General features: G+C 57.6%; 18 protein-coding genes. 4 read left to right on the top strand and 14 right to left on the bottom strand.

The window, feature by feature from the left end:
* Positions 1–3: 3 nt before the first annotated feature.
* From AWU82_RS28765 to ccoG, 3 genes are all read right to left on the bottom strand, one after another.
* Positions 4–2,454, bottom strand: a complete 2,451-nt coding sequence (locus tag AWU82_RS28765; protein ID WP_064378775.1) for a heavy metal translocating P-type ATPase — start codon at positions 2,452–2,454, stop codon at positions 4–6.
* A 133-nt stretch (positions 2,455–2,587) separates the two neighbouring features.
* Positions 2,588–3,127 carry a FixH family protein gene (locus tag AWU82_RS28760; RefSeq protein WP_064378776.1) on the bottom strand — a complete coding sequence of 180 codons (540 nt, stop codon included), beginning with the start codon at positions 3,125–3,127 and terminating at the stop codon, positions 2,588–2,590.
* A gap of 11 nt (positions 3,128–3,138) precedes the next feature.
* On the bottom strand, positions 3,139–4,554 hold the full coding sequence (gene ccoG, locus AWU82_RS28755) for a cytochrome c oxidase accessory protein CcoG (protein WP_064378777.1): 1,416 nt from the start codon (positions 4,552–4,554) through the stop codon (positions 3,139–3,141).
* Between the two features lie 472 nt (positions 4,555–5,026).
* Between ccoG and AWU82_RS28750 the strand changes: the two genes are divergently transcribed.
* Entirely contained in the window at positions 5,027–6,031 is a 1,005-nt protein-coding gene (locus AWU82_RS28750) for a metallophosphoesterase family protein (protein WP_064378778.1), read from the top strand.
* Between the two features lie 54 nt (positions 6,032–6,085).
* Positions 6,086–6,343 carry a hypothetical protein gene (locus AWU82_RS28745; RefSeq protein ID WP_064378779.1) on the top strand — a complete coding sequence of 86 codons (258 nt, stop codon included), beginning with the start codon at positions 6,086–6,088 and terminating at the stop codon, positions 6,341–6,343.
* 76 nt (positions 6,344–6,419) lie between these two features.
* Here AWU82_RS28745 and ccoP (AWU82_RS28740) read toward each other — a convergent pair whose 3' ends face one another.
* From ccoP (AWU82_RS28740) to ccoN (AWU82_RS28705), 8 genes are all read right to left on the bottom strand, one after another.
* Complete coding sequence (gene ccoP / locus AWU82_RS28740) at positions 6,420–7,403, bottom strand: cytochrome-c oxidase, cbb3-type subunit III (RefSeq protein WP_011333286.1); 984 nt, start codon at positions 7,401–7,403, stop codon at positions 6,420–6,422.
* Positions 7,400–7,585, bottom strand: coding sequence for a CcoQ/FixQ family Cbb3-type cytochrome c oxidase assembly chaperone (locus AWU82_RS28735; protein ID WP_003175465.1), 186 nt, complete (start codon positions 7,583–7,585; stop codon positions 7,400–7,402). The genes ccoP (AWU82_RS28740) and AWU82_RS28735 overlap by 4 nt, the downstream gene beginning before the upstream one ends.
* 5 nt (positions 7,586–7,590) lie before the next feature.
* Positions 7,591–8,199, bottom strand: coding sequence for a cytochrome-c oxidase, cbb3-type subunit II (ccoO, locus tag AWU82_RS28730; protein WP_011333287.1), 609 nt, complete (start codon positions 8,197–8,199; stop codon positions 7,591–7,593).
* Positions 8,199–9,641: a cytochrome-c oxidase, cbb3-type subunit I gene (gene ccoN / locus AWU82_RS28725; RefSeq protein ID WP_064378780.1), complete on the bottom strand. Its 1,443-nt coding sequence runs from the start codon at positions 9,639–9,641 to the stop codon at positions 8,199–8,201. The genes ccoO (AWU82_RS28730) and ccoN (AWU82_RS28725) overlap by 1 nt, the downstream gene beginning before the upstream one ends.
* A gap of 481 nt (positions 9,642–10,122) precedes the next feature.
* Entirely contained in the window at positions 10,123–11,076 is a 954-nt protein-coding gene (ccoP, locus tag AWU82_RS28720; RefSeq protein WP_064378781.1) for a cytochrome-c oxidase, cbb3-type subunit III, read from the bottom strand.
* Positions 11,073–11,270, bottom strand: coding sequence for a cbb3-type cytochrome oxidase subunit 3 (locus tag AWU82_RS28715; protein ID WP_064378782.1), 198 nt, complete (start codon positions 11,268–11,270; stop codon positions 11,073–11,075). The genes ccoP (AWU82_RS28720) and AWU82_RS28715 overlap by 4 nt, the downstream gene beginning before the upstream one ends.
* 3 nt (positions 11,271–11,273) lie before the next feature.
* A complete protein-coding gene (ccoO, locus tag AWU82_RS28710; protein ID WP_039770055.1) occupies positions 11,274–11,882 on the bottom strand; it encodes a cytochrome-c oxidase, cbb3-type subunit II in 609 nt (202 codons plus the stop codon).
* A gap of 10 nt (positions 11,883–11,892) precedes the next feature.
* Positions 11,893–13,317, bottom strand: a complete 1,425-nt coding sequence (ccoN, locus tag AWU82_RS28705) for a cytochrome-c oxidase, cbb3-type subunit I (protein ID WP_007969190.1) — start codon at positions 13,315–13,317, stop codon at positions 11,893–11,895.
* 86 nt (positions 13,318–13,403) lie between these two features.
* Here ccoN (AWU82_RS28705) and AWU82_RS28700 point away from each other — a divergent pair, with 86 nt between their 5' ends.
* The gene (locus AWU82_RS28700; RefSeq protein WP_064378783.1) at positions 13,404–14,084 is read left to right on the top strand and encodes an alpha/beta family hydrolase; all 681 of its coding nucleotides are present in this window, start codon (positions 13,404–13,406) and stop codon (positions 14,082–14,084) included.
* Positions 14,085–14,998: 914 nt separating this feature from the next.
* Here AWU82_RS28700 and AWU82_RS28695 read toward each other — a convergent pair.
* Together AWU82_RS28695 and AWU82_RS28690 are read right to left on the bottom strand one after the other, a co-directional pair.
* Positions 14,999–15,466 carry a hypothetical protein gene (locus tag AWU82_RS28695; RefSeq protein ID WP_064378784.1) on the bottom strand — a complete coding sequence of 156 codons (468 nt, stop codon included), beginning with the start codon at positions 15,464–15,466 and terminating at the stop codon, positions 14,999–15,001.
* A 562-nt stretch (positions 15,467–16,028) separates the two neighbouring features.
* A complete protein-coding gene (locus AWU82_RS28690; protein WP_064378785.1) occupies positions 16,029–17,684 on the bottom strand; it encodes an ATP-binding cassette domain-containing protein in 1,656 nt (551 codons plus the stop codon).
* 997 nt (positions 17,685–18,681) lie between these two features.
* Here AWU82_RS28690 and AWU82_RS28685 point away from each other — a divergent pair.
* Positions 18,682–19,038 carry a DUF6124 family protein gene (locus tag AWU82_RS28685; RefSeq protein ID WP_064378786.1) on the top strand — a complete coding sequence of 119 codons (357 nt, stop codon included), beginning with the start codon at positions 18,682–18,684 and terminating at the stop codon, positions 19,036–19,038.
* Positions 19,039–19,239: 201 nt separating this feature from the next.
* Here the strand turns inward: AWU82_RS28685 and aer are convergent, their stop codons facing one another.
* Positions 19,240–20,805 (bottom strand): methyl-accepting chemotaxis protein Aer, encoded by a 1,566-nt coding sequence (gene aer / locus AWU82_RS28680; RefSeq protein WP_064378787.1) that lies wholly within the window; start codon positions 20,803–20,805, stop codon positions 19,240–19,242.
* Between the last annotated feature and the right edge of the window lie 26 nt (positions 20,806–20,831).

The following is a 20,831-nucleotide window of genomic DNA, read 5'->3' as shown; positions in this document are numbered from 1 at the left end:
GGCTCAAGCCGGCAGCGGGCGGGTTTCTGACGTGGCGCTGACGGCCGGCGCGCTCGGCAGGCGAGTCAGGCGCAGGGCGTTGAGCACCACGGTCAGCGAACTGATCGACATGCCGACGGCGGCCCACACCGGAGTGATCCAGCCGAGGGCGGCGAACGGCAACATGAGGCCATTGTACAGCGCGGCCCACAACAGGTTCTCGATGATCACCCGACGGGTGCGGCGGGCCAGCGTGAAGGCCTGCACCAAAGCGTCGAGGCGGTTGGACAGCAACACTGCGTCGGCACTGGTTTTTGCCAGATCGGTGGCCGAGCCCATGGCCACGCTGATGTCCGCAGCGGCCAGCACCGGCACGTCGTTGACCCCGTCGCCGAGCATCAACACCTTGCGGCCGTCCCTGTGCAGTTGTTGCAGCACTTGCAGCTTGTCGTCCGGACGCAGACCGCCCCGGGCTTCGTCGATGCCCAGTTCGGCGGCGACACTGGCGACCATTGGCGAACTGTCGCCCGACAGCAGCAGCGTGCGCCAGCCGCGCGCCTTGCACGCCGCGAGCAGGGCCGGGGCGTCATCGCGCAGACGGTCGTCGAGGGCGAACCAGGCCAGCGGTCCGTTACTGTCACCGAGCAGCAACCATTGCCCCGGTTCCTTCGGCATCGACGGCACAGGCGCGCCGCTGAAATCACAGACAAAATCCGCCTGGCCGATGCGCAAGCGTTGTTCGCCAACCAACCCTTCAAGCCCCAGGCCGGGCGTGCTGTGGACGTCTTCGGCAGCCAGCGGCGCGCGGCCGAAGGCGCGGGCAATCGGGTGTTCGGAACGGTTTTCCAGGGCGGCGGCGAGGCTCAGGCATTGATCGCTGTCGAGGGCGCCGAGCGGGCGGATCGAGCGCAGTACCAGTCGGCCTTCGGTGAGGGTGCCGGTCTTGTCGAAAATCACCGTGTCGATCTGGTTCAGACCTTCCAGCACATGGCCGCGGGTCAGCAGCAGGCCGAGTTTGTGCAGGGTGCCGGTGGCGGCGGTGAGGGCGGTCGGTGTCGCCAGCGACAGCGCGCACGGGCAGGTCGCCACCAGCATGGCGAGGACGATCCAGAACGCCCGTGACGAATCCAGTTCCCACCACAGCAAGCCGATGGCGGCCGCCGCGATCAACGACAGCAACAGGAACCATTGCGCGGCGCGGTCGGCGATTTCCGCCAGCCGTGGTTTTTCTGCCTGGGCGCGATCCAGCAGGCGGACGATCGCCGAGAGTCGCGTGTCCTGGCCGAGCGCCTGCACCTCGACGGTCAGCGCGCCTTCCACGTTCAGCGTGCCGGCGGTGACCGCATCGCCCTTGGCACGCGGTTGCGGCAGGTATTCGCCGGTCAGCACCGATTCGTCGATGCTCGACTGGCCATCAAGAATCTTGCCGTCCGCCGGCAGCACCGATCCGGGTTGCACCAGCACCCGATCACCGAGGCGCAGTTCGCTGAGCAGGATCCGCTCGCTCTGGCCGGCGTCGTCGAGGCGCAGGCACGAGGCGGGCAGCAGATTGACCAGTTGCGCGGTGGCGGCAGCAGTGCGCTCGCGGGCGCGGCGTTCGAGGTAGCGCCCGGCGAGCAGGAACAGCGCGAACATGCCCACCGCGTCGAAATACAGCTCGCCGACCCCGGTAATAGAGGTCCAGATCCCGGCGACGTAAGCCGCGCCGATCGCCAGCGACACCGAGACGTCCATGGTCAAATGACGGGTGCGCAAGTCGCGCATGGCGCCTTTGAAAAACGGCGCGCAGCTGTAGAACACGATCGGCGTGGTCAGGAACAGCGCGACCCAGCGCAGGATCGTATGCAGCTCCGGGCTGAGGTCGATGTTGAATTCCGGCCAGGTCGCCATGGTCGCCATCATCGCCTGGAACCACAGCAGCCCGGCGACCCCGAGCTGGCGCAGGGCCAGGCGGTTTTCACTGGCCAGTTGTTCGCTGGCGCGGTCGGCCTGATATGGGTGCGCGGCGTAGCCGATGTGGCGCAGTTCGCCGAGGATCTGGCTCAGCGGCAACTGAGCGTCAGCCCAGCGCACATGCAGGCGATGGTTGGACAGGTTCAGCCGCGCCTCGGCCACGGCGGGCAGGGTGCGCAGGTGTTTCTCGATCAGCCAGCCGCAGGCGGCGCAACTGATGCCTTCCATCAACAGCGTGGTCTCAGCCAGTTCACCTTCGTGACGGACGAAGGGTTGCTGCACATCGGCGCGGTCGTACAGCGCCAACTCGTCCACCAGTTGCACCGGCAGCGCTTCGGGGTTGGCCGAGGCTTCGCTGCGATGCTGGTAATAGCTTTCCAGACCACCGGCGACGATGGCTTCGGCCACGGCCTGGCAGCCGGGGCAGCAGAACTCGCGGGACTCCCCGAGCACGACGGCGGTGAAGCGGCTGCCGGACGGGACGGGCAGGGCGCAGTGGTAGCAGGGGATTGGAATGGTCATGAGGCGTTCCGATGATCGTTCCCACGCTCCGCGTGGGAATGCCTCCCTGGACGCTCCGCGTCCGCTTCGGCTGGGACGCGGAGCGTCCCTGGCTGCGTGCCCACGCAGAGCGTGGGAACGATCAGAGTAAGGCTTATTTCTTCAGGTCTTCTGCACCCTGCAACGGCTCATCACCCAACAACAAATCCTTGTCATGGCTGACCAGCTCTTCCTCGAACATCCGCCACACGTGATCGTCCTGAGTACCCAGCAACTCCACAAAACGCCGGCCTTCGATCTTGTCGCTCAACTGGCCGATGTAGCGGCCGGTTTCAGTCTCGCTGCGGGCCAGGACGATCTTGCGATCCTTCTCCGGCTGGGTCGGCGAGATCAGGTTCAGTTCCAGGGTCTTAGGCTGGCTGTCGCCGCTCAGGCGCAGGTCGACCTCGCCAGTGACGTCGTCCAGATGCACGGCCGCGCGCATCTTCAGGGTCTGCGCCAGCAGCTCGCGATCCAGCGAACGGTTGATGCCCTTGCCGGCCTCGTAGTAGTTGTCGTTGACCAGATTGTCCGGGTTGTTCACCGCGATGGTCACCATGGACAGCGTCAGGGTCACCGAACAGGCCAGAATCCCGATGATGATCCATGGCCAAAGGTGCTTGTACCAGGGACTTGCGGCGTTTACTGCGGGCATGTTCAGTTCTCTCAACGATTCTGTGGGCCGATGAACCGGCTCTTGGCTTCTACGTGGACGCTGTCGTCATCGGCATCCTTGAGGATGAATTTCACCTCGTTGGTGCTCGATGGCAATTGTTCAGGCGCGCTCGACAGCTCGACCGGCATGCTGAAGATTTCCCCGGCCGGGACCTTGATCTCGCGCTTGCCTTGCAGGCGCAGATCCGGCAAACCGGCGGCTTCCAGGACGTAGGTGTGGTCGCGCTGATCCTTGTTCATGATCTTCAGGCTGTAGACGTTTTCGATCCGGCCTTCGGCGTTTTCACGGTACAGCACGCGGTCCTTGCTGACGTCGAAACCCACCAGCGAACGCATGAAGAAGGCTGTCACCAGCAGGCTGATCATCGTCAGCAGCACCACGGCATAACCGATCAGGCGTGGCCGCAGTTTATGGGTTTTCTGCCCGGACAAGTTGTGTTCGGTGGTGTAGCTGATCAGCCCGCGAGGGTAATCCATTTTGTCCATGATGCTGTCGCAGGCGTCGATGCATGCGGCGCAACCGATGCATTCGATCTGCAGGCCGTCGCGGATGTCGATGCCGGTCGGGCAGACCTGGACGCACATGGTGCAGTCGATGCAATCGCCCAGGCCCTGAGCCTTGTAGTCGACGCCTTTCTTGCGCGGGCCACGGCTTTCACCGCGACGCGGGTCGTAGGAAACGATCAGCGTGTCCTTGTCGAACATCACGCTCTGGAAGCGTGCATACGGACACATGTAGATGCACACCTGCTCGCGCAGCCAGCCGGCGTTGCCGTACGTGGCGAGGGTGAAGAAACCGACCCAGAAATACGACCAGCCATCGGCCTGGCCGGTGAAGAATTCGATTACCAGTTCGCGGATCGGCGAAAAGTAGCCGACGAAGGTCATGCCGGTGACGAAACCGATCAACAGCCACAACGCATGCTTGGCGAATTTGCGCAGGAACTTGTTGGCGCTCATCGGCGCCTTGTCGAGTTTGATGCGCTGGTTGCGGTCGCCTTCGGTGACCTTCTCGCACCACATGAAAATCCACGTCCACACGCTTTGCGGGCAGGTGTACCCGCACCAGACCCGCCCGGCATACACGGTGATGAAAAACAGACCGAACGCGGCAATGATCAGCAGGCCCGACAGCAGAATGAAATCCTGCGGCCAGAACGTGGCGCCGAAGATGAAAAACTTGCGTTCCGGCAGGTTCCACCATACGGCTTGATGGCCGCCCCAGTTCAGCCACACCGTTCCGAAATACAACAGGAACAGCGCCGCGCCGCCCATCATCCGCAGATTACGGAACAGGCCGGTGAAAGCACGGGTGTAGATTTTTTCTCGAGAGGCGTAAAGATCGACGCTGTTGTTCGCGTTCTTGCTGGGTGGCGTGACGTCATGTACCGGAATCTGGTTGCTCATCATTGCATCCCACGGCAGTGGAAAAATGCCTCGGTCGATACGTGCCGGCCGGGGTCAGAAAGGGTGTTGCAGTGGCCCAATGATACGCCTGTACTACCGACGAACGGGTGCGACCTTTGGTCGCGTTGGGCAAAATCAATTGATGGTGTAATGACTTGAATCAATTGACTTGTGCGGGATCACCATTTTTTTGCTCGGTCGATGAATGAGTCTAGGCGATTCGTTGCCGTTGCGCTGCCGGGTGATCCGCATGGCCGAAAACCGGCCCTTCGTCGTCCGGTTTCCGTAATTGAACTTAGAGGGGTCCTTACTTGAAGTTAGGGGCTCTGTTTTCTGCTGTTCTTGTATTTGAAACAAGTTTATTTAATTGCTCATGTTGTCGGCTTTGAAAGTTTCCGTTTGATCGAATATGTTTGCGTCTGGCGAAATTCAGTTGCTAGTCATTATTCAAGTTAAATGGAGTTTCAATGTTATGGATTTAAATGGAGTTGTAAAGTTTCTGCTGGGTATCTGTTTATTATCTTCTGTCACGCTGGCTCATGCCGTCGAGGGCACGCCACGGCATATGGTGTTCGCATCCGATACGCAGTATCCCTGGACTGACAATACCGATAGTGGAGCGCCGGAATCCGATGCGGACTTTGAGAAACGTGCCAAGTGGCTGGTGGACAGCCAACTGGGCAGTATCGCCGAATTTCGAAATGCCCACGGTGGGCAGGCGGCAATCCCGTTGATGATCAATGGCGACATTACTGCTTTTGGCCATGGTTGGCAGCGCTCGTATATGAAGTCGGCCCTTGAGAAATACTTCAAGGGTGATTACCTGTATGGCTTGGGTAATCATGACTACGAAAATAATGTTGATGACTGTTTCAGTAATAGTTGTGCGGCGGGCAGTATTACCGAGTTCAACGAACATCATAAGAGCAAGGTGGATAACTTTGATCTCAAGGTCACTGGTGCTTTTCTGAATGTCCTTTATTCAGGCAGTCTCGCTTACTCGAAAAATGTCGGAGAAGTTCATCTGGTGCAGCTCAACAATGAACCCACCTACGCCACAAAGATTGCTCATGCGTTGAATCCGACAACCTTCAATATCACCAGTGCCCTGGACTGGCTGGAGAACGATTTGAGGGTGGCGAGGGCGCAGGGTTACGCCATCATCCTCAACATGCACAAGTGGGATGACTGGCAGGGAGACTGGCAACAGGAGCAGCGCTTTCTGGACATGATCGAGAAGTATGAAGTCACGGCCATTTTTGCGGGTCATTACCATGCGCGAGGTGGAGCCAAGCGCTGGATGGGTAAGGTGCCGATGTTTCTCAGCGGCGCAACGTCCCAGCAAACGTACCTGACGGCCAGTTTTTCGGATGATCGCAGGCAGCTGCACGTCAATCTGGTCGAGAACAATGAATGGCAAAAGCCGCGATTCGTGCATACGGTTCCGGTGAAGTCCATCTGGGCCAATCGTCCATAAAAAATGGCTCGGGCATCGCTTTTACAGATCTGACTCTTTCAAGGATGAAAATGTATGAATAAAGGCACTCTCAAAGCACTCGGCATTACTCAGAAAGAAATTGATGCATTGGACGTCATTCTGAATAGCGCCAGCGCGGTAGCTCCCTTGGCCGTCGTGTACCTGCAAACGGCTCTGCGAGCGCTTGAGCCGGTCGAAGCTGCGCAGGGGACGAAGGATCTGGCCAGTCAGAAAGGCAACCAGCCGGGCGATGCCGGCAAGCAGCGCAGACCTTCGGGCCTGGACAGTCTCGGTGGAGGCAATATTCTTTGAATCAGTAGAGAGGGAAACAAAACGGCCCCGCCAATTCTCATTGGCGGGGCCGTTTTGTTTGCTTCAGGCGTTGGTCTTACTGAGCCTCGGCTTCCGCTGGTTTTTCACCGTGGGACAGGCTGTAAACGTAAGCCGCCAGCAGGTGAACCTTGTCGTTGCCTTGCAGTTGTTCCTGGGCAGGCATCTGGCCCTGACGGCCGTAACGGATGGTCTGCTGCAGTTGCGCGAAGCTCGAACCGTAGATGAACGCGGCCGGGTGGGTCAGGTTCGGGGCGCCCATTGCCGGGGTGCCTTTGCCTTCCGGACCGTGGCAGGCCACGCAGTTGGCGGCGAACAGTTTCTGGCCGTTGGCCGGATCTGCCTTGGTGCCTTCCGGCAGCTTGCGGCCATCCAGATTGGTCAGCACGAACGCGGCCACGTCGGCCACGCCTTGCTCGCCGATCACTTCAGCCCAGGCCGGCATCACGGCGTGACGACCGCCCATGATGGTGGTCTTGATGGTTTCCGGCTCGCCGCCCCAGCGCCAGTCGGCGTCGGTCAGGTTCGGGAAGCCATAAGCGCCCTTGGCGTCGGAACCGTGGCAGACCGAGCAGTTGGAGGCGAACAGACGGCCCCCCATCTTCAGGGCTTGCGGATCCTTGGCCACTTCTTCGATCGGCATGGCGGCGAACTTGGCGAAGATCGGACCGAACTTGGCGTCCGAACGCGCCATTTCCTTTTCCCATTCGTGAACGCCGGTCCAGCCGGTCTGGCCGTTGGCGAACGCGGTCTGCTTCTCGGTATCGAGGTAGTTGTAGCCCGGCAGCAGGCCTTTCCAGTTGCCCAGGCCCGGGTACAGCACCAGATAACCCAGAGCGAAGACGATGGTGCCCACGAACAGCATGAACCACCATTTCGGCAGCGGGTTGTCGTACTCCTCGATCCCGTCGAAGGAGTGGCCCACTGTCTCGTCCGTCTGTTCGCTGCGCTGGCCCTTGCGGGTCGACAGCAACAGCCAGGTCAGGGAAAAGATCGTACCGAGACTGAGGACTGTGACGTACAGACTCCAGAATGTAGTCATTCTTTGTTACTCCTAGAAGCTTGCTCGACGTGCTTGATGGCTTCGGGATCATCCGCGAAGGGCAGCAAGGTCGCGTCTTCAAACTCCGACTTGCGCTTGGGGCTGAACACCCACAACGCCAGGCCGATGAAGGCAACCATCACGACAACGGTGCCCAGGCCTCGAATCATCCCGATATCCATCAGAATCACCGTTTGCTTTTGATGATGGTGCCCAGGCCTTGCAGATAGGCCACCAGCGCGTCCATTTCGGTTTTGCCCTTCACGGCATCTCTTGCACCGGCGATGTCTTCGTCGGTGTAAGGGACGCCGAGCGTGCGCAACACTTCCATTTTCTTGGCCGTGTCTTTGCCATCGAGCTTGTTTTCTACGAGGAACGGGTAGGCCGGCATTTTCGACTCGGGGACGACGTTGCGCGGGTTGTACAAGTGCGCACGCTGCCAGTCATCGGAGTAACGACCGCCGACGCGGGCCAGGTCCGGGCCGGTACGTTTGGAACCCCACAGGAACGGGTGATCCCAGACGCTTTCACCGGCGACCGAGTAGTGGCCATAGCGTTCGGTTTCGGCACGGAACGGTCGGATCATCTGCGAGTGGCAGCCGACACAGCCGTTGGCGATGTAAACGTCGCGGCCTTCCAGTTCAAGGGCGGTGCGCGGCTTCATGCCTTCGACCGGCTTGTTGGTGACGTCCTGGAAAAACAGCGGAACGATTTGGGTCAGGCCACCGACGCTGACGGCGATGACCATGAAGAAAGCCAGCAGGCCAATATTCTTCTCGACAGCTTCATGCTTCATCAGTGAGCTCCAACTACGGCGATCTTGGCGGCGGCTTCGGCTTCAGCCGGGTTCGAGGCGCGCACGGTGCGCCATACGTTGTAAGCCATCAGCAGCATGCCGCTGGCGAAGAACGCACCGCCCAGGGCGCGGACGATGTAGCCAGGGTGGCTGGCCTGCAGCGCTTCCACGAACGAGTAGGTGAGGGTGCCGTCGTCGTTGATTGCACGCCACATCAGGCCTTGAGTGATGCCGTTGACCCACATCGAAGCGATGTACAGCACGGTACCGATGGTCGCGAGCCAGAAGTGCGCGTTGATCAGGCCGGTGCTGTGCATCTGCGCACGGCCGAACAGTTTCGGGATCATGTGGTAGATCGCGCCGATCGAGATCATCGCTACCCAGCCGAGTGCGCCAGCGTGTACGTGGCCGATGGTCCAGTCGGTGTAGTGCGAGAGCGAGTTGACGGTCTTGATCGCCATCATCGGACCTTCAAAGGTCGACATGCCGTAGAACGCCAGCGAAACCACGAGGAAGCGCAGGATCGGGTCGGTGCGCAGCTTATGCCAGGCGCCCGACAGGGTCATCATGCCGTTGATCATGCCGCCCCAGCTTGGCGCCAGCAGGATGATCGACATCGCCATGCCCAGCGACTGTGCCCAGTCCGGCAGTGCGGTGTAGTGCAGGTGGTGCGGGCCGGCCCAGATGTACAGGGTGATCAGCGCCCAGAAGTGCACGATCGACAGACGATAGGAGTAGATCGGACGTTCGGCCTGTTTCGGCACGAAGTAGTACATCATCCCCAGGAAGCCGGTGGTCAGGAAGAAGCCCACGGCGTTGTGGCCGTACCACCACTGGATCATCGCGTCGGTGGCGCCCGAGTAGGCCGAGTAGGACTTGAACAGGCTGACCGGCAGCGACATGTGGTTGACGATGTGCAGCATCGCGGTCACCACGATGAACGCACCGTAGAACCAGTTGCCGACATAGATGTGCTTGGTCTTGCGCTTGGTGATGGTGCCGAAGAACACCAGACCGTAGGTGACCCAGACAATGGCTAGCAGAATGGCGAGGGGCCATTCCAGTTCCGCGTATTCCTTGGTGGTGGTGTAACCCAGCGGCAAGGTAATGATCGCGCCGACGATTACCGCTTGCCATCCCCAGAAGGTGAAGGCCGCGAGGCTGTCGGAAATCAGTCGCGTCTGGCAGGTTCGCTGCACGACATAGTAGGAAGTGGCAAACAGTGCACAACCACCGAAGGCGAAAATCACCAGGTTTGTGTGCAACGGGCGCAGGCGTCCAAAGCTCGTCCACGGCAGACCGAAATTCAACTCCGGCCAGACCAGTTGCGAGGCGATGAAGACACCGAGCCCCATGCCAAGGATCCCCCAGACCACCGTCATGATGGCGAACTGGCGGACTACCTTATAGTTATAAGCAGTCGGACTGATTGCTGTGCTCATTCTAAGGTTCCACGGTTTGGGTGTTTTATTAGGATTAAAATCGGCCGCAAGTATGTAGAAAGCAGGGGGTCAATGCAACGCGCCATGACCTGGGTCAATGCTTTCCAACGCTGATTCTGCGGCCTTTCCATGCGCCGCGTAAGGACAAAATTGCCCTCGGGCAAAATGTCGCAGCGAACAAAAAAAGTGAGGGGTCCCGGTCGGATGTAACGGGGTGTGTTCGAACGCTCGGTTCGGGTGACGGACGGTAATCGGCACGACAGCCGGTATCTACCGGCCTTTGCGGCCATGTCAGTCAGCCGATTCGTTCAACGCCTCGCTCAGGGTCGACCTGGAACCGGCACGGGCCAGTCCGCATCGAGCAAGCGTAGACCCGAATCCGGGTAATCGAAAGGAGAGGGGGTAACGGGGTGCGACAATGCGTCGCAAAGAGGCTGGAAACTGCCGCACTGGAAACGTGCGGCAGTGTTGTACTCAATGATTATTGCTTGTTGTCTTCAGTAATCAGTTTTTCTGTATTCAGTCCGTGACTCAAGCTGTACACGTAAGCGGCGAGCAGTTGCACTTTGTCGTTGCCCAGCAGCTCGTTCTGAGCTGGCATGTGGCCCTGACGACCATGGCGAATGGTCTGCTCGAGCTGGGTCAGGCTGGTGCCGTAGATGAAACCGGCCGGATGCGTCAGATTCGGCGCGCCCATGGCTTCGGTGCCTTGGCCGTTTGCCCCGTGACAGGCGGTGCAGGTTGTGCTGAACGCCTGCTGACCCGCTTGAAGATCAGCCTTGTTGTCCGCCGGCAGTGGCAGCCCCGCCAGTTCATGACGCACATAGGCGGCAACGTTTTTCACGCCAGTCTCGCCCAGCACTTCACCCCACGCCGGCATCGCCGCCATCCGGCCACCCATGATGGTGGCCTTGATGGTTTCGGCGCTGCCGCCCCAACGCCAGTCCTTGTCGGCGAGATTAGGGAAGCCGAACGCGCCCTTGGCGTCCGAGCCGTGGCACACCGAGCAATTGGAGGCGAACAGACGGCCACCCATTTTCAGCGCCTGCGGATCCTTCGCCACTTCTTCCACCGGCATGGCGGCGAATTTGGCGAAGATCGGCCCGAATTTGGCGTCAGCCTTGCTCATTTCCTTTTCCCACTCGTGGACGCCGGTCCAGCCGTCCTCGTAGCCGGGCAGGATGCCTTTCCAGTTGCCCAGGCCCGGATAAAGGATCAGATAACCCACGGAAAACACCAGCGTGCCGGCGAACAGCATGAACCACCACTGCGGCAGCGGGTTGTCGTACTCCTCGATGCCGTCGAAGCTGTGGCCCATGGTCTGGTCGACGCTGCCCTTGGTCTCGCCCCGACGGGTGCCGACCAGCAGCCAGGTCAGGCCGATCAGGCTGCCGATGGTCAGTACGCAGATCCACGTACTCCAGAAGGTGGTCATGGCCGGGTACTCCTTGTTTCAGATGCTTGGGTTGGGTCGGGTTGTGGCTCGTCGGCAAACGGCAGCAGGCGTGCTTCGGCGAATTCCGGCGTGCGCTTGCGGTTGAACACCCAAAGGGTCAGGCCGACGAAGGCTACGAACACCACGACCGTGCCGAGGCCGCGAATCAGCCCCGCGCTCATTTCAATGACCATTTCTCACCTCTTGCTCTTGATCGCAGTGCCGAGCACTTGCAGGTAGGAGACGAGGGCGTCCATTTCGGTCTTGCCCTTGAGGCTGGCCACCGCGCCGCTGATGTCGTCATCGGTGTAGGGCACGCCGAGGGTGCGCATGGTCTTGAGCTTGGTTTCGGTGTGGCTGCTGTCGACCGGCTGGGTAACCAACCATGGGTAGGCCGGCATCTTCGATTCCGGTACAACGTTGCGCGGGTTGTACAAGTGCGCACGGTGCCAGTCATCCGAGTAACGCGCGCCGACCCGGGCCAGATCCGGACCGGTACGCTTGGAACCCCACAGGAACGGGTGATCCCACACGCTTTCGCCGGCCACCGAGTAGTGGCCGTAGCGTTCGGTTTCGGCGCGGAACGGACGGATCATCTGCGAGTGGCAGCCGACGCAGCCTTCGCGGATGTAGATGTCGCGGCCTTCCAGTTGCAGCGCGGTGTAGGGTTTCATGCCTTCCACCGGTTTGTTGGTCACGTCCTGGAAGAACAGCGGGACGATCTGGGTCAGGCCGCCGATGCTCACGGCGAACACCATCAGCAGCATCAGCAGGCCGACGTTCTTTTCAATCGTTTCGTGTTTCATGGCGGACTCCTCAGGCCATCTGCGCGGCAGCAACGACGTCAGCAGGCTGCGAGGCCCGCACGGTGCGCCAGGTGTTGTAAGCCATCAGGAACATGCCGCTGAGGAAGATCGCCCCGCCAATCAGCCGCACGACGAAGCCCGGGTGGCTGGCCACCAGGGTTTCGACGAAGGAGTAGGTCAGCGTGCCGTCCTCGTTCACCGCACGCCACATCAGGCCCTGGGCGATGCCGTTGACCCACATCGAGGCGATGTAGAGCACGGTGCCGATGGTCGCGAGCCAGAAGTGCGCATTGATCAGGCCGATGCTGTGCATCTGCTCTTTGCCGAAGACTTTCGGGATCATGTGATACAGCGCGCCTATGGAAATCATCGCCACCCAGCCGAGTGCGCCGGCGTGTACGTGGCCGATGGTCCAGTCGGTGTAGTGGGAGAGGGCGTTGACGGTCTTGATCGCCATCATCGGACCTTCGAAGGTCGACATGCCGTAGAACGCCAGCGACACCACCAGGAAGCGCAGGATCGGGTCGCTGCGCAACTTATGCCAGGCGCCCGAGAGGGTCATCATGCCGTTGATCATGCCGCCCCAGCTCGGCGCCAGCAGAATCAGCGACATCACCATGCCCAGAGACTGCGCCCAGTCCGGCAGCGCGGTGTAGTGCAAGTGGTGCGGGCCGGCCCAGATGTACAGGGTGATCAGCGCCCAGAAGTGCACGATCGACAGGCGATACGAATACACCGGACGTTCGGCCTGCTTCGGCACGAAGTAGTACATCATCCCGAGGAAACCGGCGGTGAGGAAAAAGCCTACGGCGTTGTGGCCGTACCACCATTGCACCATCGCGTCGGTTGCACCGGCGTACACCGAGTAGGACTTGGTGAAGCTCACCGGCAGCTCAAGGTTGTTGACGATGTGCAGGATCGCCACGGTGATGATGAACGCGCCGAAGAACCAGTTGCCCACGTAAATGTGCTTGGTCTTGCGCTGCATGATCGTGCCGAAAAACACGATGGCGTAGGCGACCCAGACGATGGTGATCAGAATGTCGATCGGCCATTCCAGCTCGGCGTATTCCTTGGAGCTAGTGTAACCCAGTGGCAGGCTGATGGCTGCCAATAGAATCACAAGCTGCCAGCCCCAGAAGCAGAACGCGGCGATTTTCGGCGCGAACAGTTGGGTCTGGCAGGTGCGCTGCACCGAGTAGAACGAACTGGCGAACAAGGCACAGCCGCCGAACGCGAAGATCACCGCGTTGGTGTGCAGCGGGCGCAGGCGTCCGAAGCTGGTCCACGGCAGGTTGAAGTTGAGTTCGGGCCAGACCAATTGAGCCGCGAGAAAAACCCCGAGCCCCATGCCGACGATGCCCCACACCACCGTCATAATGGCGAATTGGCGGACCACCTTGTAGTTGTAGGCGGTACTGATAGAAGTGTTCATGGTTCCCCATCCACGGTTCAGCCGAAGTGAGCGCCAACAGCGCGTCCTTCGCCTGGAGTTATAGGCAGACTAAAAGCGAGGCAAGCATGGACAAACAGCACAAGGCCAGTATTGACGGGGATCAATGGGCGCAGTGCCTGCGGGATCACGGGTGGCTTTGGGATGCGGCTGTTGGTGAGGCTTCGGCGACGCTGATCCTGGCGCATGGGGCGGGGGCGCCGATGGATAGCGACTGGATGAACGATATGGCTGGGCGCCTTGCCGGGCTTGGTATCAACGTGTTGCGGTTTGAGTTTCCTTATATGGCGCAGCGGCGGGTTGATGGGGTCAAGCGACCGCCGAATCCTGCGGGGAAATTGCAGGAGTGCTGGCGTGAGGTTTATGGCCTGGTGCGACTTCATGTCGCTGGTCCGCTTGCGATTGGCGGGAAGTCCATGGGTGGGCGGATGGCGAGTTTGTTGGCTGATGAGCTTGGCGCTGATGCTTTGGTTTGTCTGGGGTATCCGTTTTATGCGGTTGGGAAACCGGAGAAGCCTCGGGTTGAGCATTTGGCTGGGTTGAAGACTCGGACGTTGATTGTTCAGGGGGAGCGGGATGCGTTGGGGAATCGGGGCGCTGTCGAGGCTTACGATCTATCGCCGAGTATTGAGGTGTTTTGGCTGGCCTCCGGGGATCATGATTTGAAGCCGCTCAAGGTGTCCGGATTTACGCATGAGGAGCATTTGGCTGCCGCCGCGCAGAGGCTGGTCGAGTTTCTCAAGCACTGATCGAGGTTTTGAACCGCGTAAAAATTGAATTGGTCAACAATTCTGTGTCCGGGAATTGTTGACCAATACATAAATAGCGTCGCCGGTGCCGTGTGAGTCAGCAAAAAGCCGCTAGTTTTTCACCGAATCTGAAAGTCTTTTTCAGAGATTCCTTAGGTGATGACATAGGTTTGCGTGGCACTGGTGGCAACGACTCGTAGAGGGGTCTGAGGGCCTGCTGGGGCTGGAGAAGGGGGAGTTGGCGTAGGTCTACTATAGTGGACGCATATGAAGTCCCATGTTCCAGATGCGACTCCTAAGTTAATTAAATCAGTTGTGGGTATCTCACCCCTTATAAACACGCCCTCGTTTCTGCGTAGTGCCCAGAAAATATCATAATCCGTAAGTGTGTAGGTTTTAACCAGTATGGCAACACTGTTGGAGTTGTCTATTAAATAAAACTCAGCCACATCATCTACTCTCAATGCACGCGGCAAAAGATAGCGGATAGTTAAGAAGTTCGGGCCGTTAGGCTGGTCTATCTGTGGGGCAAAACTAGTGCCAGGCACTCCGGGCGGGATGAGAACAGCGGCCGTGGCTGTAAAGGCGTTCGACATGGTTGTTGCCGCAGGTGCAAGCGTTATGGGGGTTGGCATAGGAGTAAAGATCATGTTTGCATCCTCTGTTTTTCTCGTGCCAGTAATTTATATGGTCGAGATTGTTTGGGTGAATTGATTCTGCCGGGCACTGGCGTGTCACGCACCTGTTAGAAGTTGCAGCTTTTTATATTTTTTGGCAGTTAAGCACGGGTTGATTATTTCGTTTTTTAAATGTGCAATCCCTGATCGGTGTGCGAGGTTTGGTTTACCGCAGGGCAGATATAGCCCGGACCGGTGAAGTCCGGGCACATCCTTGATGTCGCAAAAGCGTGGACGCTATTCACTGATCACCAGGTTAAAGCGTCCGATGGGCTGTGTCCGAAAACCATGACTCTTGAACTTCGCTTCAAAAGTGCCCACTGCAATTCCCTTGGCAGGATTGAGGTCTATTTTCAAGGTGGCTTCATTGGCATGGACCACTCTCCAACTCTCAAAGCCCTCCGGCGGGGGAAATGAAATACTGTTACTGAAGTTCAATTTGTCCTTAAGCGTGTACGTGGCGTTGAGAGGGGCGTCATTGATGTACGGGAAACTCATGCTGTAGGCGAAGTAGTTTCCGCTAGAAACTGAGCCGATAGCCCCTAAGATTGACCAGAACTGCTCACCCGTTGGCGGATACGTAAATCGATAAAACAGGGATCTTTCAGCTGTCACTTCGGGATTGCTCCCAAATGTCCAGTAGAACTCATTTGCGAGGATCGCAGTGCTGTTGGATTTAGGGACAAAAATAGTATGACTGCTCATCTGGAATTCCTTTTTCATGAAGGGTGATCGGCGTTCTCTTAATAGATCGCCAGACACTTGATATGCCTTTTTCAAGATGAGCGTCTACTGTCATACCTGACAGCTGGGCGATGAGTATCAAATGTGCTTGTTTCCGGTCTGGTGATTAAAGAACCTAGACGGTGGGCATATCCGTTGCTGCGGGTATGGCTGCTTAGGGTTCCGCCCTGACGGCGGGTCACTTTTTACAAACGCCCGGAATGCCGGCCCAGAAAAAAGTAACCAAAAACGCTTGCTCCTACGTCCGGCCCACTCGCTGAGGCTCGGGGTTCCTTCGTTCCGGGATTCATCCGGTGGGGCATCGCCTACGGTTTGCTTCGCTGCACCTCCTCTCGATGTGTTTGGCTTCGCCAAACGGTCGCTGCGGGAGCTGGCTTGCCAGCGATGGCGGCCTACGAGGCGACCAGTTTTTGACAGGTGCGTCCGATCCAATGCGGGCTTGCTCGCGAAAGCGGTCTGCCAGAACACAGCAAAGGAACAGGACTGAATGCCCCGCCCATCAGAGCAGGAAGGGCACTGGCGACTAGGTTGCTTGGGGTCGTATATCGTTCAACTCTATGGCCACCCCGTATTTTTTCTTTAAGTTTTCATCATGAGTGACAATTATCAAGCAAGGGATATTGACGGCAAGCCACTCTATGATTGTGTGTGCCGTTTCCTTGTCGAGTGCCGAAGTTGGCTCATCTAATATCACGGTTGGCTTGTCTCTTAGAATGGCTCGGCCAATAGCAATACGTTGCTTTTCTCCCCCGCTGAGTTCGCTATTTGTCGCGCCTATTACGGTATCGAGTAAAGCATCAGTATCGGAATCCTTTCGCGAAAATCCCAGAAGCTCGACGACCTGTCTTATTTTTTGCGAGCAGGCGTTTTCAGTGCCATACAGGAGGTTGTCCTTAAAGGTTCCGCCTATCAGGATAGGTTTTTGCGGCGCCACGGACACTTCAGAAAGTATGAATTCGCTCATGCTTTCGTTTATCAAATGTCCTTTATAGTACGCCGTTCCGGTATAGCTTTCTTCGAAGCCTAAAAGTGTATTGATAAGTGTTGTTTTTCCTGCGCCAGAAGCACCAGAGATGATATTTACACCTGGCCTGAACTCATGAGTAATGTTGGAGAGTATGGTGTTGTTGTCTTTGCTGAGTGACAGGTTGCTCAGGACAAAACCCTGTGCAGTCTGAGATGTATTCGGTTTTTGCGGAAGGTTTATTTTTTCTTCAATGTATTTGATGCCGTCATTCAGAGAAACGATATTGGCCTGGAGGTTTATAAGGGTCCCTGCCATTAAATGTAACTGCATCGTAAACATTGTGATGTAGCCAATGATCATGACGAAGTCGCCGGTTGTCAGTTTTGAGCCATAGTGGGTGCCTGACAGAATAACAAAAAAAGCCAGCACGACTCCGATTGCCAACCCTTGGGTGCCGACTCGTATGCCCATATGAAGATTGGCTTTTCTGATTGTCTTGACGTAACCGTCGAAAAAAACTTTCCCTGCGTGACATTCCTTGTGTTGCGTGTTGTTGAGTTTGATGTCGTAAGTTCGGCCGAGCCTTTCAACTGTGTAGCTGGATAAGTTGTCATCAGCCTCAAATAATTCTCGGTGAATGTTCGAGCTGGATTTTGCCACGTATGTCGATATGCAAATCAATACCAAGGAGGCGAGGAGGAAAAGAAGTGCATAGGTGAGGCCCATGATCGAATAAAGTACGCTGATGGCAATGATGATTTCTACTGCGATGGGGGTAATTGTCCAGAATACGCCTACCGTCACCATGCTGAAGCTTCTTGCGGATCTGCTTATATCGGAGACAACATATCCAGGATCCAGGTTCTGTTGTTTTTTATAGGGGTAGCGAAAGACTTTGTTAATGATCGCCTCGTATATTGTGGTATCGCATTTTGCGAGCATCCAGGCTGAAAAAATGCCACGTATGTTCGACAAGACTTGCGAAAGTGTCCATATGGCCGAATAAGAGGCTGCAAAAAAAAGGAACTGTGTTTGTAGGTTGTTCGCCTCTTGGATAGAGTTTGCGGTATTTCTCAACAGTACAGGGAGGAGCGAATTTAAGGCGCTGCATAGAAGAAAAATGATCGATACGCCTACAAAGCTGATGGTGAATTGGCGGTAGTTGTTGGAGACTATTTTAAAGATTGTTATGTATTGATAAGACCAGTTCATTTGTGGGTGGACCTTATATTGTTTGTGTCATTGAAAATTTCCGTGATAGATGAGGGGTGTTAGCTACGATTGTTTCGCCTACTTCGATCTACGCATACGAATGGACGTCGAATGGCTCGACTCCAATAAAGAAATTACAGATTTTTCGTTTCTCATTGTGTATTAAAAGAAGCAAATAGTAGCGCTCCAGGTGCTTGATCCTTAATTACAGAGCAGGCTGGGTGATATGAATTGCTTGGGCGCATTTTTTTCAATTTTGCCGTGCCACGTTAATGTGGAACTGATTCACCAGATCGTTTTTCAGCTTTCAGTGACCTTGTTACGGTAAATTCCACGCGCCAGGTGCACAAGCCGGCGGATTCTGTCGTTGTTGTAGGCAATGACGAGAGGATCTGTAGGCTTCGTATGACGTTCCAGGAAGTGTTTTAAACGTGTTCAGTTTGATCCTGAACGTCGTCCGATTTTTGCGAGGCACACTTGAGTTTTGAGTGGTGATTCCTGGCTTTGTAATCATTGGCAAATGACATCTGAGTTGCCGATTAGGCTCCGCTGGTCGACGGATCAAGATCATGAGCTGCAGGCGAGAAAACCCCCATCCTGTTGAGTTTTACTGTCGGGTATTTGCTATTCGTAAACATGATTGGGTGTTTAGGTTTAAACCACACAAAGCGTTACTCCATAAGGGCTACAACACCTTGCGTCGTTGCCTACGCGTACGCCAGAATCCGCCGGCTTACGCGGCTTGGAGAGGGCTATATCGTTTCCCTGTCACTGAAAAGTGGCTGGGTTTGGTAGCCCGATTCGAGTTGTGGTTATTGCGACACCTTCAATGCTGTCTCTCTTTTGAGGTGCAGCTTTGTATGGTGGGCATGCGTGGGGCTCATTCGTGAGCGCCGGGTTTCCCAATTCGACCGGTCTACCAACCCGCGCATGGCCGCCACCCGCCGTTTGGTAGCGAGGGTGATGGCTCCCATTTTTTCGAATTGGAGTTTTATCCATGTTCAAAGCCACACCAAACCCACCAGAAACCGATCCAACCTCCAACGACCCCGAGCTCGAGTCCCGAAAGACAAAAGAAGCCGCCGACCGCGCACTCGACTTTTACCTCGGCCCCGAAATCCCGAAGTACTTCCCGCCCAAGGCCCGTCCTATCTTTATGGTCGATCCCACACTCGATGACGAAACGCTGCTCGTCGAAGCCTGCGAATCACTGTCGTCAGCCAACGCCATGGCCGGCAATATCGCCAACTCGGTGAAAGGCCCGGAGCGCAAACCGCTGCTGGCGCTGCAACAGCTGATCATGTTGAACGAGCTGCTGGTTAATCGAGTGCTGGACAGGCTGAAATTGCCTTAATGATTCGCTCGCTGTTATGGCCTCTTCGCGGGCAAGCCCGCTCCCACAAGGATGGTGGTGTTGCGAGATTTTGTGGCCAATGCGAAACCCTGTGGGAGTGGGCTTGCCCACGAAGAGGGCGGTGCTGGTCACATCCTTTTCAGACAGGTAATAAAAAACCCGGAAGCTCTCGCTATCCGGGTTTTTTCTATTGCAGAACAATCAGCGGTTAAACCGCTCCACCAACGAGTATTGCGTGTTGGCAGTCTTGGTCAGCTCTTCACTCAGCAACGCCGAGTTATGCGCCTGTTCCGAGGTCTGGTCCGCCAGTTCCGAGATGTTGCTGATGTTGCGGCTGATTTCTTCAGCCACGGCACTTTGCTCTTCGGTCGCGGCGGCGATCTGGGTGGTCATGTCGGTGATGTTGGCCACCGCTTCGCTGATGCCCACCAGGGCCTGATCCGCTTCCAGCACCCGCGCTACACCTTCTTCCGCCTGGCGATGGCCGGCTTCCATGGTTTGTACGGCGCTGGTGGCGGTCTGCTGCAACTTGGCGATAAGGGCGTGGATCTGGCCGGTGGATTCGCTGGTGCGTTGTGCCAGTTGGCGGACTTCGTCGGCCACCACGGCAAAACCACGGCCCATTTCGCCGGCACGTGCTGCTTCAATCGCAGCGTTGAGCGCGAGCAGGTTGGTCTGGTCGGCGATGCCTTTGATCACGTCGACCACGCCGCCGATTTCGTCGCTGTCCTTGGCCAGTTGGGTGACGGTCAGGCCGGTTTCACCGACCACGACCGACAGGCGCTGGATGGCTTCGCGGGTTTCGCCGGCGATGTCGCGGCCGCGGCCGGTCAGGCGATTGGCTTCCTGGGTGGCGTCGGCGGTGCGCTGGACGTGGCTCGCCACTTCTTGCGTGGTGGCGGCCATCTGGTTGACGGCGGTGGCGACCTGTTCGGTTTCCACGCGCTGACGTTCCAGACCGCTGGAGCTGTTATGCGCCAGGGCGTCGGACTGTTTGGCCTGATCGGTCAGGTGCTCGGCAGTGTCTTGCAGACGGGTCAGGCAGGTTTTCAGGCGGGCTTCCTGGCTGAGGATCGACATCTCCAGACGCGCCTGGGCGCCACGGCTGTCGGTGTACATCTGCGCGATCAACGGGTCGGAGGTGGTCTGCTCGGCCAGACGCAGCAGGCGCTTGAGCCCGCGTTGTTGCCATTGCAGGCCCAGCAGGCCCAGCGGCACCGACAGACCGGCGGCGAGGGCGAAGCCCCACTGCGAGTTCAGGGTGGCGCCGATCATGAAGCTCAGCTGGCTGACCAGAATGAACGGCAGCCAGTCCTGCAGCACCGGCAGCCATTTGTCTGTTTGAGGGATCGCCGACTTGCCCTGGTTGATGCGTTGATAGAGCGCTTCGGCACGGCGGATCTGTTCGGCGGTAGGTTTGACCCGCACCGACTCGTAACCGACCACCTGACTGCCGTCGAACACCGGCGTTACATAGGCGTTCACCCAGTAATGGTCACCGGACTTGCAGCGATTCTTGACAATGCCCATCCATGGCAAGCCTTGTTTCAGTGTGCCCCACATGTGCGAAAACACCGCCGCCGGCACGTCAGGGTGACGAACCAGGTTGTGCGGCGCACGGATCAGTTCCTCACGCGAAAACCCGCTGATTTCGACGAAAGCGTCGTTGCAGTAGGTGATCACGCCCTTGGCGTCGGTTGTGGAAATCAACCGTTGCTGAGCCGGGAAAGTCCGTTCGCGTTGTGTAATGGGCTGGTTGTTACGCATGGTTTTTCAATCCGCAAGGCTTTGAA

It is taken from the genome of Pseudomonas glycinae, assembly GCF_001594225.2.
Lineage (GTDB): Bacteria > Pseudomonadota > Gammaproteobacteria > Pseudomonadales > Pseudomonadaceae > Aquipseudomonas > Aquipseudomonas glycinae.
This window is presented reverse-complemented; position numbering and strand designations above follow the sequence as displayed.

What these genes read in the sequence shown, in the direction of transcription:
- AWU82_RS28700 (WP_064378783.1), top strand. Translation starts at nt 13,404, where the DNA reads ATGGACAAACAGCACAAGGCCAGTATTGACGGGGATCAATGGGCGCAG.
- aer (WP_064378787.1), bottom strand. Translation starts at nt 20,805, where the DNA reads ATGCGTAACAACCAGCCCATTACACAACGCGAACGGACTTTCCCGGCT.
- ccoN (WP_064378780.1), bottom strand. Translation starts at nt 9,641, where the DNA reads ATGAGCACAGCAATCAGTCCGACTGCTTATAACTATAAGGTAGTCCGC.
- ccoO (WP_011333287.1), bottom strand. Translation starts at nt 8,199, where the DNA reads ATGAAGCATGAAGCTGTCGAGAAGAATATTGGCCTGCTGGCTTTCTTC.
- ccoP (WP_064378781.1), bottom strand. Translation starts at nt 11,076, where the DNA reads ATGACCACCTTCTGGAGTACGTGGATCTGCGTACTGACCATCGGCAGC.
- ccoO (WP_039770055.1), bottom strand. Translation starts at nt 11,882, where the DNA reads ATGAAACACGAAACGATTGAAAAGAACGTCGGCCTGCTGATGCTGCTG.
- ccoP (WP_011333286.1), bottom strand. Translation starts at nt 7,403, where the DNA reads ATGACTACATTCTGGAGTCTGTACGTCACAGTCCTCAGTCTCGGTACG.
- AWU82_RS28750 (WP_064378778.1), top strand. Translation starts at nt 5,027, where the DNA reads ATGGATTTAAATGGAGTTGTAAAGTTTCTGCTGGGTATCTGTTTATTA.
- ccoN (WP_007969190.1), bottom strand. Translation starts at nt 13,317, where the DNA reads ATGAACACTTCTATCAGTACCGCCTACAACTACAAGGTGGTCCGCCAA.
- AWU82_RS28735 (WP_003175465.1), bottom strand. Translation starts at nt 7,585, where the DNA reads ATGGATATCGGGATGATTCGAGGCCTGGGCACCGTTGTCGTGATGGTT.
- AWU82_RS28715 (WP_064378782.1), bottom strand. Translation starts at nt 11,270, where the DNA reads ATGGTCATTGAAATGAGCGCGGGGCTGATTCGCGGCCTCGGCACGGTC.
- AWU82_RS28745 (WP_064378779.1), top strand. Translation starts at nt 6,086, where the DNA reads ATGAATAAAGGCACTCTCAAAGCACTCGGCATTACTCAGAAAGAAATT.
- AWU82_RS28685 (WP_064378786.1), top strand. Translation starts at nt 18,682, where the DNA reads ATGTTCAAAGCCACACCAAACCCACCAGAAACCGATCCAACCTCCAAC.
- ccoG (WP_064378777.1), bottom strand. Translation starts at nt 4,554, where the DNA reads ATGAGCAACCAGATTCCGGTACATGACGTCACGCCACCCAGCAAGAAC.
- AWU82_RS28760 (WP_064378776.1), bottom strand. Translation starts at nt 3,127, where the DNA reads ATGCCCGCAGTAAACGCCGCAAGTCCCTGGTACAAGCACCTTTGGCCA.
- AWU82_RS28695 (WP_064378784.1), bottom strand. Translation starts at nt 15,466, where the DNA reads ATGAGCAGTCATACTATTTTTGTCCCTAAATCCAACAGCACTGCGATC.
- AWU82_RS28765 (WP_064378775.1), bottom strand. Translation starts at nt 2,454, where the DNA reads ATGACCATTCCAATCCCCTGCTACCACTGCGCCCTGCCCGTCCCGTCC.
- AWU82_RS28690 (WP_064378785.1), bottom strand. Translation starts at nt 17,684, where the DNA reads ATGAACTGGTCTTATCAATACATAACAATCTTTAAAATAGTCTCCAAC.